This window comes from Psychrobacter sp. DAB_AL32B (assembly GCF_002224105.1).
Lineage (GTDB): Bacteria > Pseudomonadota > Gammaproteobacteria > Pseudomonadales > Moraxellaceae > Psychrobacter.
The window spans coordinates 159766-174403 of record NZ_NEXU01000017.1 but is presented as its reverse complement, the minus strand read 5'-3'; the positions used below and the strand labels follow the sequence as shown (position 1 = coordinate 174403).

12 protein-coding genes are annotated in these 14638 nt (G+C 43.2%); 8 read left to right on the top strand and 4 right to left on the bottom strand.

All coding sequences use genetic code 11. From position 1 onward, the window contains the following. Nucleotides 1–37: 37 nt before the first annotated feature. A complete protein-coding gene (gene ribF / locus CAN34_RS02340; protein WP_254423052.1) occupies nt 38–1054 on the bottom strand; it encodes a bifunctional riboflavin kinase/FAD synthetase in 1017 nt (338 codons plus the stop codon). Nucleotides 1055–1348: 294 nt separating this feature from the next. Here ribF and CAN34_RS02335 point away from each other — a divergent pair, with 294 nt between their 5' ends. Then, on the top strand, nt 1349–2005 hold the full coding sequence (locus tag CAN34_RS02335; protein WP_089554265.1) for a GNAT family N-acetyltransferase: 657 nt from the start codon (nt 1349–1351) through the stop codon (nt 2003–2005). 166 nt (nt 2006–2171) lie between these two features. On the opposite strand, the gene CAN34_RS02330 is transcribed toward CAN34_RS02335, so the two are convergent. The 3 genes from CAN34_RS02330 to ampD all read right to left on the bottom strand — a co-directional run bounded on the left by CAN34_RS02330 (nt 2172) and on the right by ampD (nt 5206). After that, complete coding sequence (locus CAN34_RS02330) at nt 2172–2807, bottom strand: hypothetical protein (protein WP_089554280.1); 636 nt, start codon at nt 2805–2807, stop codon at nt 2172–2174. Nucleotides 2808–2918: 111 nt separating this feature from the next. Next, nucleotides 2919–4469 (bottom strand): murein biosynthesis integral membrane protein MurJ, encoded by a 1551-nt coding sequence (gene murJ, locus CAN34_RS02325; protein ID WP_089554264.1) that lies wholly within the window; start codon nt 4467–4469, stop codon nt 2919–2921. Nucleotides 4470–4615: 146 nt separating this feature from the next. Then, entirely contained in the window at nt 4616–5206 is a 591-nt protein-coding gene (gene ampD, locus CAN34_RS02320) for a 1,6-anhydro-N-acetylmuramyl-L-alanine amidase AmpD (protein ID WP_089554263.1), read from the bottom strand. 183 nt (nt 5207–5389) lie between these two features. Between ampD and CAN34_RS02315 the strand changes: the two genes are divergently transcribed. From CAN34_RS02315 to murC, 7 genes are all read left to right on the top strand, one after another. Beyond that, on the top strand, nt 5390–7546 hold the full coding sequence (locus CAN34_RS02315; protein ID WP_121509215.1) for a DUF4105 domain-containing protein: 2157 nt from the start codon (nt 5390–5392) through the stop codon (nt 7544–7546). Between the two features lie 92 nt (nt 7547–7638). Further along, nucleotides 7639–8478 carry an NAD-dependent epimerase/dehydratase family protein gene (locus tag CAN34_RS02310; protein ID WP_089554262.1) on the top strand — a complete coding sequence of 280 codons (840 nt, stop codon included), beginning with the start codon at nt 7639–7641 and terminating at the stop codon, nt 8476–8478. Between the two features lie 160 nt (nt 8479–8638). Then, the gene (locus CAN34_RS02305) at nt 8639–9682 is read left to right on the top strand and encodes a hypothetical protein (protein ID WP_089554261.1); all 1044 of its coding nucleotides are present in this window, start codon (nt 8639–8641) and stop codon (nt 9680–9682) included. 69 nt (nt 9683–9751) lie between these two features. Next, entirely contained in the window at nt 9752–10471 is a 720-nt protein-coding gene (gene pyrE, locus CAN34_RS02300; protein ID WP_089554260.1) for an orotate phosphoribosyltransferase, read from the top strand. A gap of 237 nt (nt 10472–10708) precedes the next feature. After that, on the top strand, nt 10709–11680 hold the full coding sequence (gene gshB / locus CAN34_RS02295) for a glutathione synthase (RefSeq protein ID WP_089554259.1): 972 nt from the start codon (nt 10709–10711) through the stop codon (nt 11678–11680). A gap of 338 nt (nt 11681–12018) precedes the next feature. Next, nucleotides 12019–13104: an undecaprenyldiphospho-muramoylpentapeptide beta-N-acetylglucosaminyltransferase gene (murG, locus tag CAN34_RS02290; RefSeq protein WP_089554258.1), complete on the top strand. Its 1086-nt coding sequence runs from the start codon at nt 12019–12021 to the stop codon at nt 13102–13104. A gap of 72 nt (nt 13105–13176) precedes the next feature. Beyond that, entirely contained in the window at nt 13177–14616 is a 1440-nt protein-coding gene (gene murC, locus CAN34_RS02285) for a UDP-N-acetylmuramate--L-alanine ligase (protein ID WP_089554257.1), read from the top strand. The last annotated feature ends 22 nt before the right edge of the window (nt 14617–14638 follow it).

Sequence of the window (14638 nt, the reverse complement as noted above, 5' to 3'; positions counted from 1 at the left end):
AATGTTGCGGGCTTTTTTTATTTATTAGCTATATTTTCTAGCGGGTTGTTTGCTTTGATCGCCACTCAAGTAATTCTTTTACATCGTGATGAATACCAGCTTTTAAGGCCTCTAGGCTCTCATAATGTCGTTCGCCATGCAAATAGTGCAAAAAGCGCACTTGCAAGGTTAGACCATATAAGTCAGCTTGCAACTCTGGAAAATGCACTTCTAACCGCCAATCGTGTTTTTTATCCACCGATGGTCTGGTGCCAAGATTGGCCGTACCAAACAAGCTATGCGGACGCAACCCTGCTACACCTTTATTCTCGCCATCCGTGCGAACTGTTAAGCCATTAGGTATGACATTACCACCCTCATCGAGGCTGACGACATCGACCGCAAAGATACCGTGTAGAGCAGGCTTTATGCGCTTTAAGTCAATATTGGCGGTAGGGAAGTCCATCGTTCGACCAATTTTATCACCACCGACGACCGTTCCTGTGATTGCATACTCGCGTCCAAGTAACGTATTAGCAGCATTAATATCACCGGCCAATAATAAATCACGAATACGGGTTGAGCTAATACGCGCCGCTTTATCGCTGCTATCTGTGACGGTATGTAGATTGGTCACATGCAAGCCATAATCACGCAAAAACTGGCTGTCACCGGTACGGTCATGACCAAATTTGAAGTCATCACCCAATACCAAGGCTTTTACATTGAGGCGTCGCGCTAAAATATCTGCAAATGCCTGTGCTGATAACGAGCGAAATTCGGCATCAAAGCCCGCTACAATCAAGGTTTCAACCCCATATTCTGCTAGCAACGCCTGCTTTTCAGCAAGATTGGTTAGGCGTGCCGGGGCAGTAGCTGGAGCAAAGAACTCACGTGGCTGTGGCTCAAATATCATGACCGCAGAGCCAAGATTACGCGCCTGTGCAATCTCGCGGACTTGAGCAAGCATCGCTTGATGACCTAAATGCACGCCATCGAAGTTACCGATAGTAAGCACGCAAGGCGCTAAAGCTATTGGGCTGGTGTTGTTATGCGAAGCGTCTGAAGACGTCATCAATTGCTCAAGAAAATAGGTGTTCATAAATTTTCAGCTATGATAAATAAGACCAGATAAAAAGTGAAAAAACACTTCTATATTTAAAATCGAGGCGTTTAAAATCAGCTATTATAAAGTAAAATAGCCATACTAACATCTTATAGTCTGCTGATAATAAAAGAACAACGCCAGCAACCTTAAAAGTTAGTGCTTTTATCTGATTGAGGTTTATTTTTTCATTCCGAGTTTATTATTAATTAACAATTTATCGCACATTCTCTATTACCAATTACCGTTAATCATGGAAATGCTATGTCTGATGTTGCTTCTAACGCCACTGCTAAGTCTGATGCTAATAATGTCTCTCATTCTATGCTGCATCTATTAGCAGCAAACAAGCTCAACGATAAATTTCTTGTGCAGCGCGCAAGCATAGACGACTTAGCAGAAATTTTAGCAATTTATAATCAAAGTATTGCCGGTAAGCAAGCGACGGCCAATCTAACGCCAGTAACTTCTGAAGAGCGCGAAGCTTGGTTTGAGGAACACCTCAACAGTGCAACACGACCTATTTATGTCGTTAGAATGGTAGATATAGTAGCTATCGACAGCGCGAAGCAAAAAGAATGTCCCCCAATAGTTGCGTGGGGCAGCTTTAGTGATTTGTATGCGCGACCGGCTTATCATATCAGTAGCGAGATTAGCATTTATCTGCACAAGGATTACCATGGTCAAGGGCTGGGCAGCTTATTGCTATACTGGATGCTGAATCAAGCGCCAAGCCTTGAGATTCATAATGTGATAGCGCTTATTTTTGCTCATAATCAGCCCAGTTTAGGTCTATTCGGTAAACTTGGCTTTGAGCAATGGGGCTATATGCCAAAGGTTTGTGACATGGATGGCTTTATCGCTGATGTGGTGATGCTTGGTAAGACCGTCATTCCAGACGATATAGTCGATTCACTTTAAAAATAATATAGTGTTGCTAATATGAATTTTGCGAAGCCTCTGTTTAGCGAAGCGCACAGCAAGCGAGAAAAATTTATATCAGCAGAATGTTGTGACAATCATAGGTGTTTTATTTTGCACTTACTATAGTAACAAGCGTTAAACCCGTTATTTATACTGAACAGTTTTAGCCCAATATTTTCCATTCACCATTGATTTTTTGTAGCTCATAAGTCAGGGGTGCAGGTTGTTTTTGGCCTTTGAGCATAAGCTCACCGATAACAGTTGCCTTTGTTTTGTCGCTGTTGTATTTGGTATCAATAATAGTGACGGCTTCAACCGTCTGCTTAAAGGCAAACTGAGTATTTTTTAACTCTTCAGCGAAATCTTCCATATCGACTTTATAATAAGTCGCAGCCTTTTCAATATCGCCATAATATAAAGTATCAAGTGCTAGCTTGACCGTATTTTCTGGTGTACCGACTTGGGTTTTATTGGTTAGTATACTTGGCTCTTTAACGGCTGCTGCGATAGGGCTGATATCGTGACTAACAATGTCCGTATCGGGTGTATCTGAGGCACTGTCGTCTATACTATTAGTATTAGCCTTATTAACATCAGCATTAGCCGCGACATCATCCGTACTCTTAGCAGTCTCTACGGCAGATGAACTGTCTGTCGTCTCGTTCGCTGGCTTGCTCTGCACATTATCATTATCGCTACAACCGCTTATCAGCAGTCCGGCACTAAATAAAGAAAAACCAAGTAAACCAGTCGCAACAATCTTAGGTAAGCGTCGAGCTGTGAGTTGCCGATTTATCATATAAAACCTTAATAGTGAGTGATTTAACAATGAGCCATTATGGCAACTATCAGCATCATTCATTGTCAATTCTCATATTGACCTTGTTTTGGTTTCGTAAGTTAAATCATTCTAACCATGCTTAAGCTGGCGAGGACGGAAGCCTGTTGCTAATAACACCACACCATAAATCAGTGCACCGACCGTGCACATAATCAGTAGCGCAACCAAACGTCGCCACTGAGCATCATCGGTTGGAAAGTAGGGTAGCATGACATAAAGCACAGCGACCATGGCACTGGTAGAAATCGCAAACTGCGCAAACAGCTTTTTCCAGTGACTGCCAAAACGGAAAATATCGCGTTTATGTAAGAAATAATACAATAAGCCTGCATTCACAAATGATGCGCCGGTCGTCGCAAGTGCCAGACCACCATGCAGTGGAATCTCAAAAAAGTAAAATATCCCGATGAAGATGACGCTAAAAATCATATTGGCAAAAACGGAAATAATACCAATTTTCACTGGCGTTCGTATATCTTGACGAGCAAAGAAAGCAGGGGCAAAGACTTTAATTAGCATAAAGCCTAATATGCCACCCGCCATACTACGTAACGCGAGCGAACTCATTTGCGCATCACGTAAGGTAAACTCACCACGTAAGAATAACGCTTGCATCAGCACATCAGACAGTATAAATAAGGCCGCCGATGCAGGTACACCCACCAAAATAATTAAACGTGCTGCCCAATCAATAGTCTTTTTAAAGCTAATATCGTCTTTTTGGGCTTCACTTTTCGATAGGCTAGGTAAAATAACCGTACCAATGGCCACACCAATTAAGCCAAGTGGCAGCTCACTCATGCGCTCAGCGGCATATAACCATGAAACCGAGCCACCAATCATCAATGAAGCAAAGATAGTATTTAATAGTAGATTAATCTGAGTAACCGACACCCCAAAAATAGCAGGCAACATCAGCTTTAATATGCGCTTGACACCTTCATGCTGAAAATCGATTTTAGGCAGAACTAATAGCTTTTGTTGTGACAACTGCGGTAACTGGAGTAATAGTTGTAATAAGCCGGCAATAGCGACCGCATAACCGAGCGCCATAATGGGCGTCTCGAACATGGGAGAAAATACCAACGCGCCGCCAATCATACATAGATTTAATAATACCGGCGCAAAAGCAGGGGCAGCAAAGCGTCCGTAGCTTTGCAAAATACCACTAGCAAAAGCAGTCATTGATATAAATAGCAAATAAGGAAAGGTTAGACGTAGCAATTCAGCAGTAATAGCAAACTTATCAGGCTGATCAGCAAAACCCGGAGCAAATAAAGTCACTACCCACGGCGCCATTAAAATCACCACGACAGTGAGCATGGACAAAATTAGCAACAGCGCACCTGAAGTACGGCTGACTAATATCTGTACCTCTTGTAAGCTATATTTCTCTTTATATTCTGATAGGACGGGCACAAAGGCTTGGCTAAACGCGCCTTCAGCAAATAGACGACGTAAAAAATTAGGTATCTTAAAGGCGACCAAAAAGGCATCCATCAGACCACCAGCGCCAAAGACGCCTAGTAATACGATATCACGTACCAGACCTAAAATACGCGACAGCATGGTCATGCTACTGACTACCATGGTTGAACGAAATAACCGACTTTTTGCCATGAGAACCTATTATGCTGAGTGGTTTGCTAATTTATTTATTGATGTACTAAGGTCAAAAAACTGACAGATTATAGCACTTTCATAGCAGCGGTAAATGAATTGGATGTGGAAATTAGGCGTGCTATTAACAGAGCTACTAATACGAGCTAGTCCTCAAGTTTGTTGGCTACCATCTCGCGCAATTTTACCCATTCAAAATAATCACCGGGGTCAGTCTTGCGACCAGGGGCAATATCGCTATGACCGGTTAGATGCCGGCGGGTTTTAGGGTAGGCGTCATAGATAGCGGCGACTACTTGTGCAAGTGCGGCATACTGCGCGGATGTAAAGGACACAAAATCTGACCCTTCAAGTTCAATGCCAATGCTATAATCATTACATTCAGGTCGACCAAGATAACTAGACCTGCCAGCATGCCATGCACGCTCATTAAAATTAACAAACTGAGTCACAGCACCATCACGCTCTATAAATAGGTGAGCTGAAACTTCTGCACCTTCAATCGTCTTAAAGTACGGATGCGCTTCCCAGTCTAATTGATTGGTAAATAAGGCCTTAACATAATGTAAACCGTCAGTGCCACAGGCGCCAAATTCACTCGGTGGTAAGCTGATATTATGGATCACAATAGTATCAATGCTTATTTTCTTAGGTCTTCTATTGCAGTTTGGGGATGCCAGCCAAGAGGCCGTTGATAATCGACCATCGTTAATAATCATTGCTGACGCTATGGACATAGTATTCTCTTTTATAATGTTATAAAGCAAGCATAGTAGAAATGCCTTTTATCATAAATTTTGTATACATTAATAGCAAACATACCTATAGAAAAGATAATTATTGAGAATATATATTCTGATAATTCGACAGACCTAATAACGCGATAAGCGTATGACTCCTACAGTGCGAGATTTTACCTCATGCCTATTAATTTAAAGTCTATTAACTTAAAGTCTATTAATTCGAACCTTATTGCAATAGAGGGTACGCCAACACAGCTGACTAGGCGCGCGCGTTTGCCACTGACAATTGCAGGGTTGCTTTTAACTGCGCAGGCGCAAGCGTTTCTACCGACGCCATCATCGCTCGTAACGACAGGTGAACTTGCCCCTGATACTAACCCAGATTTGATTGCTAAAAATTTAGCAAAATCTATAGATGAAAATAAAAAAGATACCCAAAATGTTCAAAAAATCCAAAACACGAATGCTGAGCAGTTATTAACAACGTGGCGTCAGCAAGTAAAACAGGACAATCTCGCCCAGCATATAACATGGCGTCGGTTACTATATTTTATCGATGATGAAAAAAGCTTGCTTGGCAAAAAGAAAAATAAAAGCGTGGTAGAAGACAGCAGTTTTTTCTTAACTAGCAATGGTCAGCAAGATTCAGCAGCGGAACTTGACGCCATGCTGGTTGCACTTACTCAGGAATTAACAGTATCTACGAGCAATAGTAGCAACAGTAGCAATGTTAAAACGAATAATAGCAATTCAGTACTTTGCCGTTTTCCTGCGCGCGTACAGTGGCTCACAGAGACGTTAAATATTGACAAAACAGCATTACAAACTGACTGCTCAGAGCTTGATGACTGGATGGCAATGCTAGCGCCTGAACAGTTGTCACTGATGTTTGCGCAAGAGTATTTAGACAATCCTATCTCTGCCTTTGGCCATACTTTATTGCGTATTGATTCAAAAGCTAGTGTGGCTGATCCTAGCCAGATTCATCATGCGTATGCGCTTAATGACACCGTCGATGGTGATGCGTCCGATAGCTTTTTGATTTATGCCGTTAAAGCGGCGAGTGGTGGCTATGATAATCTGATCGAAATTGATCCTTATCCTAAAAAGTTTGCAGACTATCTAAAAGAAGATGAACGTGATACTTGGACCTATCAATTAGACTTAACCCCAAGCGAGGTGCAGCAAATCATGCTGCATGTGTGGGAAACCAAAGACTTGAGTTTGCCCTATTACTTTGCGACTGATAACTGTGCTTCGGAGGTTTTACGTCTTATCGATGTGGTACGCCCCAATCTGCATTTGCTCAGCCAGCTGCCTTATGCCGTTATCCCCTCCGATGTGGTCAATTTACTTAAAGCTGAAAACTTGCTAGCAAGCACCCTTTATACGCCAGCAGACAGTAGCGTACGCCAAGCACAGCTAAATAAAGCCGTGCAAGCTGCCAAATTGGGTTATCAAGCTTTGACTAAAGAAGCGGTAAACAATATTAAATCAGCCGATATTAATTTGTCATCGAGCTTGAGCGCTGATGGTCAGACGTTATTGCCAGTGACTATTGCCCCACCTAATAATAATCCGCTTGATCGTCATGCGTTGCAGCGTGGTCAGGTTGGTATTGGCCAGCGCGGAGATAACAACTATATCGAGCTTGGTCTACGTGCCGGCTTCCATGATACGCTTGATCGTACCGCAGGGTTTGGGCAGTTCTTTGATTTAGAAGGCGTCAAAGCGACATTGCGTTTGTATGACAAGGATGAGAACCAGATTAATCAGCCAAAAAGTGTCGTTTTGCAGAATTTTACTTTAATTCGCGGACGTTCGTTTAACCCTGTCAATACTGCTAAAAAAGGCCAGACGTGGGGCGCGAGTGTTGAAGCCACGCGTATCAATGATGGCTCACAAGAAGGTGGGCGTGATCATTTAGTAGGAAGCACTACTTTAGAGTATGGTAAATCGTGGGCATTTGGAACGCCGCCTGCTAACTCTGGCGAGATGCCGCCGCAGCTGTGCTATACCTTGGCGACAGGAGCGGTGCAAGCAGGACGCGGTATTAATAAAGGCTACCGCGTGGGGGCAGGGGTAAATGCTGGCTGCCTATATCAAATTAACAATCAGTTACGCGTGCAAGCTGAATTGCAACTGCCGTATTGGTATCATGGCAGCAGCGATGAGCTCGAGGTAACTGGTCACTATTGGCAGCCGATTACCACGCTTGGGCTACAGTATGATATCGATAAAAAACAAGCGCTAAGGCTTAATGCCAGCTACGATTGGCAAGAGCGTGTCGATGCTAATGATGATATAAAACTGTCTTATATGCGTTATTTTTAACTAGCTGTTGCCTTTTACATTGAAGTAAACGTGCATTTTAAAGGCAGTTATTCGCATTATTGATTAACGATCATTATAAATAAGGATAAGTTATGTCCACTCAGAAATTACTTATTATTGGACAGGGCGACATTGGTTTACCGGTGACTAATAAACTTGCTCAAGACAATTTGTCTGTCACTGGGCTGGCGCGTCGTGAACGTAGCCATTATCAGTTAGATGATAGTGCGAAATTTATACAAGCGGATGCGCTGACATTGACTGTCGAGAAGTTAAAAGACTTTACGCGTATTGCTGTTATCGTAACGCCTGATGAGTATTCGACCAGTGGTTATAACGACAGCTATTTAAGTATTTGTCAGCATTTAGCAACGCTTGCAAGTGAGCTGACTAATCTTGAGCGCGTCGTCTTTATTTCTTCAACAGGGATTTATGGGCAAAATAAAGGGGAATGGATCGATGAGCATACCGCGCCTGTCAGCCCCGAACGTGATGCGTCAAAAATCATATTGCAAGCAGAACAAGCATTGCAACAAGGGTTTGGTGACAAAGCTATTATCATTCGCCCAAGCGGTATTTATGGCCGCGAAAGATTAATGCGTCTACGTAAGGCCAAAGAGGCACAGAAAGAACCGATTGCTGCCGAAGATTGGAGTAATCGTATTATGGATCGCGATTTGGTGACGATTATTATCAACGTACTGACCATAGATACGCCCAAGTCACTTTATATTGCCACCGATTATGCGCCAGTAACGACACTTGAGCTGACCACATGGTTAAGTGAGCAAGTAGGTGAAACGCTACCAGAAGTGGACGATAAAAAAACAGCGGTGACAGGAAAACGTTTACACAGCAACATTCCATTAGCTTGGCTCACTTATCCTGATTGGCAAGTAGGTTATCAAGATATCTTGCAGCATCAAGGCTAAGATAATGGTTATACCACAGGCGCTTTGATGCCGCTCATTTCACTCTGACTCCTATTCATATCGACTCAATGTTGTTTTTTTAAAGGTGTTGTTTGAGTGTTTTTATTTAAGCTTTTTATTTAAGTGCTTTGTTTTAAACGCGCTAGCCTATGGAGATTTCATGACCCAGCCTTCTACTTCTGATGACCGTTTATTCAATGCTGAGCTTGTAGCAGAAGAGGCTCAGCTTGCAGAAGTTAATGCTGAGCAGTCAGCAGTTTTATCCAATAGTAACCAGCCTGCGATTGTGCATCCTAATTTTGATCCGAGGCGATTGCCAATTGATCCTGCAAGATCACTAAGCGATATTCCAGAGCCGGCGCGGCGCCTAAACGGGCAGTTGCACCGATTATATGGCAATGCTGCGCATTTTTACCAGCCCAATGAAGACCACTTGTCGAAATGGCAGCTGATTGCTTCAGAAGTTTTGGCTGAGCATCTGTCACTACTGAGCGCGGCAAAGCTAATCGAGCTTCCGACTAGTTTTTATCATAATCATAGTGAGCAACCGTTACTATCATCATTAAATGAGATGACCCTGCTTGATATGTCCGATATTCAGCAAACCATTCGAACTTATCCAACACTAAGTCGTTATGGGTTTTCGGTAGTAGATGACTCGATAGTAGGTGACTTGATAGCAGGTGATATAGATGGCAATAAAGCTATTAACACCAAAGCCGCTACTAAAGCTAAGGCGTCTGCTGCTACATTATCTCTGCGCGCACTGATTAAAAACTATGATCCTGATGAGCTACTCAGTAGTCTTTATGCTGATGATTGGCAAGTGATTCTACAGCCGCAGCAATTTGAAACAGGCGCGGGCAGTTTAGCCACAGATATTATGGCGTGTAGTGTAGCGGTACATGCTTTAAAGCAGTGCAGCAGTCGCAAAAGCATCAATCATAGCTATAGCGCCGCACAAATTTGTCAGCATATACGCAGCTATCTGCTCAGTCAGATTATCTGCGAGCCAACACAGCGTCATGCGTACCGCCAAATTCGGATTTTTACAGGACATGTTATTGTTGCCGCCCATTATTTGGGTTGGGATATACAAGTGAGTCATGATGGTCAGTGCTACTTTAATATCTCATCACGTTGTGGTCTATTGACGCGTTATCCTGATATGCAAGATTATGATATCAATGGTTGGTCAAGTTAAACCACAACGCCTATAATGCGCATCATAATATCTGTTTTTAAATCTTCTCTTTGTTAATAGGAATGCTCAATGCCTAACGCCCAACATGCTAACAACGCTCAACATGCTAACAATGTTTCATTTTCATCTCATGACTTTATTCAGCTTGCTTTAGACAATCAGGTGCTGAAATTTGGTGAGTTTGTCTTAAAATCTGGACGTATTAGCCCGTATTTTTTTAATGCAGGTTTGCTTGCGTCGGGTGAAATGTTATCGTTATTAGCGCGTGGTTATGCTGATGCCTTAGCTGAACAAATGCAGCATGCTAATGGTTCTGATAATAAAGAACTGGTTATCTTTGGTGCCGCTTATAAAGGCATTCCTTTTGTAGCCGCTACTGCGCAAGCGTTATGGCTATATCATGGTATCAATGCTAAATGGGGCTATAACCGTAAAGAAGTTAAAACTCATGGCGAAGGTGGTAATTTGGTTGGTGCCGATGTCAGTGGTCAGTCGGTATGGATACTCGATGATGTCATCACGGCTGGCACGGCCATGCGTGAAGTAGTTGAGATATTAGAGCAAGCAGGGGCAAGCGTTGCCGGTATTATCGTTGCCCTCGACCGTAAAGAAAAAGGCTTGGCTGAGCATTCTGCCATCCAAGAGCTGGCAGCAACCTTAGAAGTACCAGTACGTGCTCTTGTCGATATCGATGATTTAATCAATTACCTAACAGACGCCAGCGGCCAGCATAAAGACGCGACCCAGCTTGCAAAAATGCAGCATTATCGCGCCCAGTACGGCGTATAATTTATTTCAGTCATTACTAGCTATAGTCAGTTCTCCAATAAAAGTGGCACGTTAAATATAGTGTGCTGTTGGTATAAATTTTCCTTGCTTGCTGTGCGCTTTGCACTCCAGAGGCTTCGAAAAATTTATCCCAGCAGCACTGTATTTTTTTCAATTTAATAGTCTATATCTTGACATACCAGCATATTGTTTGTATCCGTTTTACCTATTAATAGTACAACGTAAATGAGTCTTATTATGAGCCAAAAAAATCCAAAAAAATCTTTGAATATACTTGTAATTATGGACCCTATTGAGCAGGTTAATTATAAAAAAGACACCAGCTTAGCGATGATGTGGTCGGCGCAAGACCGCGGTCATAGCCTCGGCTACTGCCAAATCCATGATTTATGGTTGGATCGCGGGCAGTTGATGATAGATTCGCAGTCTGTCACCGTAAAGCGTGACCCTGAAGATTTTTATACGTTAGGGGATAAGACGACAGGTTCGGTCAGCGACTATGACGTTATTTTGATGCGTAAAGACCCGCCGTTTGATATGCGTTTTATTTATGCGACTTATATGCTCGATCATGCCAAAGCAGCAGGAGTGTTAGTGGTCAATGACCCACAAGCCATTCGTGACTGTAATGAGAAATTGTTTGCCACGTGGTTTAGCGACTATATGAGTCCAACGATTGTGACCAGTAAACAGGCACATATTCGTAAGTTTATCACTGAGCAGCAAGACGTGATTGTGAAGCCATTAGATGGCATGGGCGGCACTGGTATTTTCCGTCTAACTGCTGATAGCCCAAATATTGGCGTGACGCTAGAAGTATTGACCGAGCTTGAAACACTGCCAATCATGGCGCAGCGTTATCTGCCAGAGATTAAAGAAGGCGATAAACGTGTCCTTATCGTCGATGGCGTCGTGGTAGATTATAGCTTGGCACGTATTCCTGTTAAAGGTGAGACACGTGGTAATCTGGCTGCCGGTGGTAGCGGCGTGGCAATGCCACTGACTGATATCGAACGCCAAGTAGCTGAAGTGGTCGCACCCATCGTGAAAGAGAAAGGGCTGATGTTCGTCGGTTTAGACTTAATTGGCGGTCGCATTACTGAGATTAATGTCACCAGTCCTACGTGTGTCCGTGAGATTGATGATCAATGCGGTACGGATATTGCGACCGATTTCATTATCGCAATCGAGCAAAAACTGGCGATTTGAGCAAAGCAGTAATGATAGAGTGATTTATCACTAATCTATGTGCACAATGATCAAAAAATAGTTATGCTAAGATATGTCGTCGAAACATCGTTAAAACTGATGTTTTTATGATTGTTTAGCAGTAGTTATTTAAGCCAAGCCGCGATTGCTCACGGCTTGGATTTTTGTTATTGGTAAGATAGAAAATGCTGTATATCAGATAACGATTTACACTATACTATGCGGGCTTTACTGTGCGGGCTTTTATAGCGCTCTCACTGCTCGATGGCTAAGATGGTCAAGATAGCTATAGGATAATAAGTCCTTCATATAAATAAAGAAAAGATAGGCAGGCGTTCATGAAAACACCGCATATATTAATGATGGCTGCTGGTACAGGCGGGCATGTATTTCCAGCGCTTGCAGTTGCTGAGGAATTGACCCAACGCGGTGCAGTTATTCACTGGTTAGGGACGCCCAATGGCATGGAAAATGGCTTGGTTGCACCGACGGGTTATACTTTTCATGCTATTGCTATGCAAGGCTTGCGTGGTAAAGGGGTTGGGCGTTTGCTGAAAATGCCCGTTACTTTATTATCAGCGACGATGGCGGTAATTAAAATTATCCGCAGTAATCAGATCGATATGGTCGTTGGTTTTGGCGGTTATGTGAGTGCGCCCGGTGGTATTGCCGCCCGTATTACCAGCACACCGCTGATTATTCATGAGCAAAACGCCATTGCCGGTATGAGTAATCGTTATTTAGCTAAAATCGCCACCAAAGTGTTGCAAGCCTTTGAGAATACCTTTGCCAATAGCCAGCTTGATCGTAAGATTGAAACCGTTGGTAACCCGGTACGTAATGCCATTACCGGTGTAGCAGCGCCATCTGCGCGCTATGATATAAGTGACCACTCACCACTTAAACTGTTGGTCGTTGGCGGCTCCCTCGGCGCCCAAGCACTAAATAATACTGTGCCAAAAGCTTTGGCATTGCTTGAGCGTCCATTTGAAGTGCGTCATCAATGTGGACGCAATAATGAAGCAGCCACGCAAGCGTCATATGATAGTGAAGATTTAAGCGCTCATCAGTTTACTGTACAGCCATTCATCGATGATATGGCTGCTGCCTATAATTGGGCTGATATTATTGTCTGCCGTGCTGGCGCGTTAACGGTCACTGAAATCCAAAACGTCGGTATTGCGGCGATTTTTGTGCCACTACCAAGTGCGGTTGATGATCACCAAACGGCAAATGCTCGCACCTTAACGCTACATAAAGCAGCGGTTTTATTACCACAAAGCGAATTAACCCCTAAAAGTTTGAGTGATGAGCTTGCTCTGCTTGATCGATCCGCTTGCTTAGAGATGGCAAAAAAAGGTCATGCACTTGCCAATCGTGATTCCTGCCAACAAGTTGCCGATATTATCTGGCAAACATTATAAGTAATTAAGTAATGATGTAAACGCTCATTATTTTTCATACATTTTATCAGTCTTCTATAAAGAGAAAACGTTATGCCAACCTCCGCTAAAGCCCTAACTAAACGTTTGATTGAAATACCGGAAATGCGCCGTATTCAGCATTTACATTTTATCGGTATTGGTGGTTCGGGGATGTGCGGTATCGCTGAGGTAATGAAGAATCAAGGCTATCAAGTAAGTGGTTCTGATATTGCTGAGAGCCTCGTTACCAAACGCTTACAGCAGATTGGTATAAATATTACCATCGGCCATGATTCTAAAAATATCGCTCATGCGGATGTCATTGTCGTATCGTCTGCCATTGACCGTAGCAATCCTGAAGTAAAAGCGGCACTGGAAGCACGTCTTCCTGTGGTACGCCGTGCAGATATGCTTGGCGAGTTGATGCGCTACCGTCATGGTATCGCCGTTGCTGGTGCGCATGGTAAAACCACCACCACCAGCTTACTGACTACCATGATGGCTGAAGGCAATCTTGATCCGACCTATGTGATTGGTGGCAAGCTCAATGCGTCAGGTAAAAATGCAGCACTGGGTAGCAGTCGATTTTTAATTGCGGAAGCGGATGAATCTGATGCGTCATTTTTATCATTGCATCCGATGGCAGCGATCGTGACCAATATCGATCAAGATCACATGGAAACCTATGGCAATAGTTTTGATAAACTAAAAGCCGCCTATATTCAGTTTTTACAAAACATGCCATTTTATGGTTTAGCCGTTGTTTGCGGTGATGACCCTGAACTGTATGCGATGATTGATGATATTGGGCGTCCGGTATTAACTTTTGGTCTTGAGCCCTTTAACGATGTACAGGCCATTGATTTGGTTACCGAAGGTACAAAAACACATTTTACGGTATTGCGCCGTGATCATGAGCCATTACGTCTGACCCTAAATATTCCGGGTGTGCACAATGTCTACAATGCGCTTGCAGCTATTACTATGGCCACCGACGAAGGCGTCGATGATCAGGCAATTACCCGTGCGCTGCAAAAATTTGAAGGCGTCGGTCGTCGTTTTGAGCAGCATGCCTCTGTCACTATCGATGATGGCGATGTTTTGCTGATTGATGACTACGGTCATCATCCTAAAGAAGTCGATGCTACTATTAAAGCCGCCCGTCAAAGCTTTCCTGAGCGCCGTTTAGTCATGATCTTTCAGCCGCATCGTTATAGCCGTACGCGCGACTGCTTTGATGACTTTGTTGAAGTACTCTCAAGTGTTGATGAATTATTGTTGTTAGATGTCTATTCAGCCGGTGAAAGTCCGATTGCAGGTGCGGATACCAAAGCCTTGGCACGTAGTATTCGTTTGCGCGGTGCTGTTGAGCCGACGATTATTGATAAAGACAATATCGCCCCTGTAATGCAGCGCCTACTCAAAGCAAATGATATGTTAATTACCCAAGGTGCTGGTAATGTGGGACAAATAGCGATCGAATTGGCCGCTAACAATCTTTATATCAAATAATCTTTATAAGCATTGCTTTCAA

Excerpts from the sequence above, each read along its gene's own strand:
- ribF (WP_254423052.1), bottom strand. The coding sequence starts at position 1,054 with ATGACGTCTTCAGACGCTTCGCATAACAACACCAGCCCAATAGCTTTA.
- CAN34_RS02335 (WP_089554265.1), top strand. The coding sequence starts at position 1,349 with ATGTCTGATGTTGCTTCTAACGCCACTGCTAAGTCTGATGCTAATAAT.
- CAN34_RS02330 (WP_089554280.1), bottom strand. The coding sequence starts at position 2,807 with ATGATAAATCGGCAACTCACAGCTCGACGCTTACCTAAGATTGTTGCG.
- murJ (WP_089554264.1), bottom strand. The coding sequence starts at position 4,469 with ATGGCAAAAAGTCGGTTATTTCGTTCAACCATGGTAGTCAGTAGCATG.
- ampD (WP_089554263.1), bottom strand. The coding sequence starts at position 5,206 with ATGTCCATAGCGTCAGCAATGATTATTAACGATGGTCGATTATCAACG.
- CAN34_RS02315 (WP_121509215.1), top strand. The coding sequence starts at position 5,390 with ATGCCTATTAATTTAAAGTCTATTAACTTAAAGTCTATTAATTCGAAC.
- CAN34_RS02310 (WP_089554262.1), top strand. The coding sequence starts at position 7,639 with ATGTCCACTCAGAAATTACTTATTATTGGACAGGGCGACATTGGTTTA.
- CAN34_RS02305 (WP_089554261.1), top strand. The coding sequence starts at position 8,639 with ATGACCCAGCCTTCTACTTCTGATGACCGTTTATTCAATGCTGAGCTT.
- pyrE (WP_089554260.1), top strand. The coding sequence starts at position 9,752 with ATGCCTAACGCCCAACATGCTAACAACGCTCAACATGCTAACAATGTT.
- gshB (WP_089554259.1), top strand. The coding sequence starts at position 10,709 with ATGAGCCAAAAAAATCCAAAAAAATCTTTGAATATACTTGTAATTATG.
- murG (WP_089554258.1), top strand. The coding sequence starts at position 12,019 with ATGAAAACACCGCATATATTAATGATGGCTGCTGGTACAGGCGGGCAT.
- murC (WP_089554257.1), top strand. The coding sequence starts at position 13,177 with ATGCCAACCTCCGCTAAAGCCCTAACTAAACGTTTGATTGAAATACCG.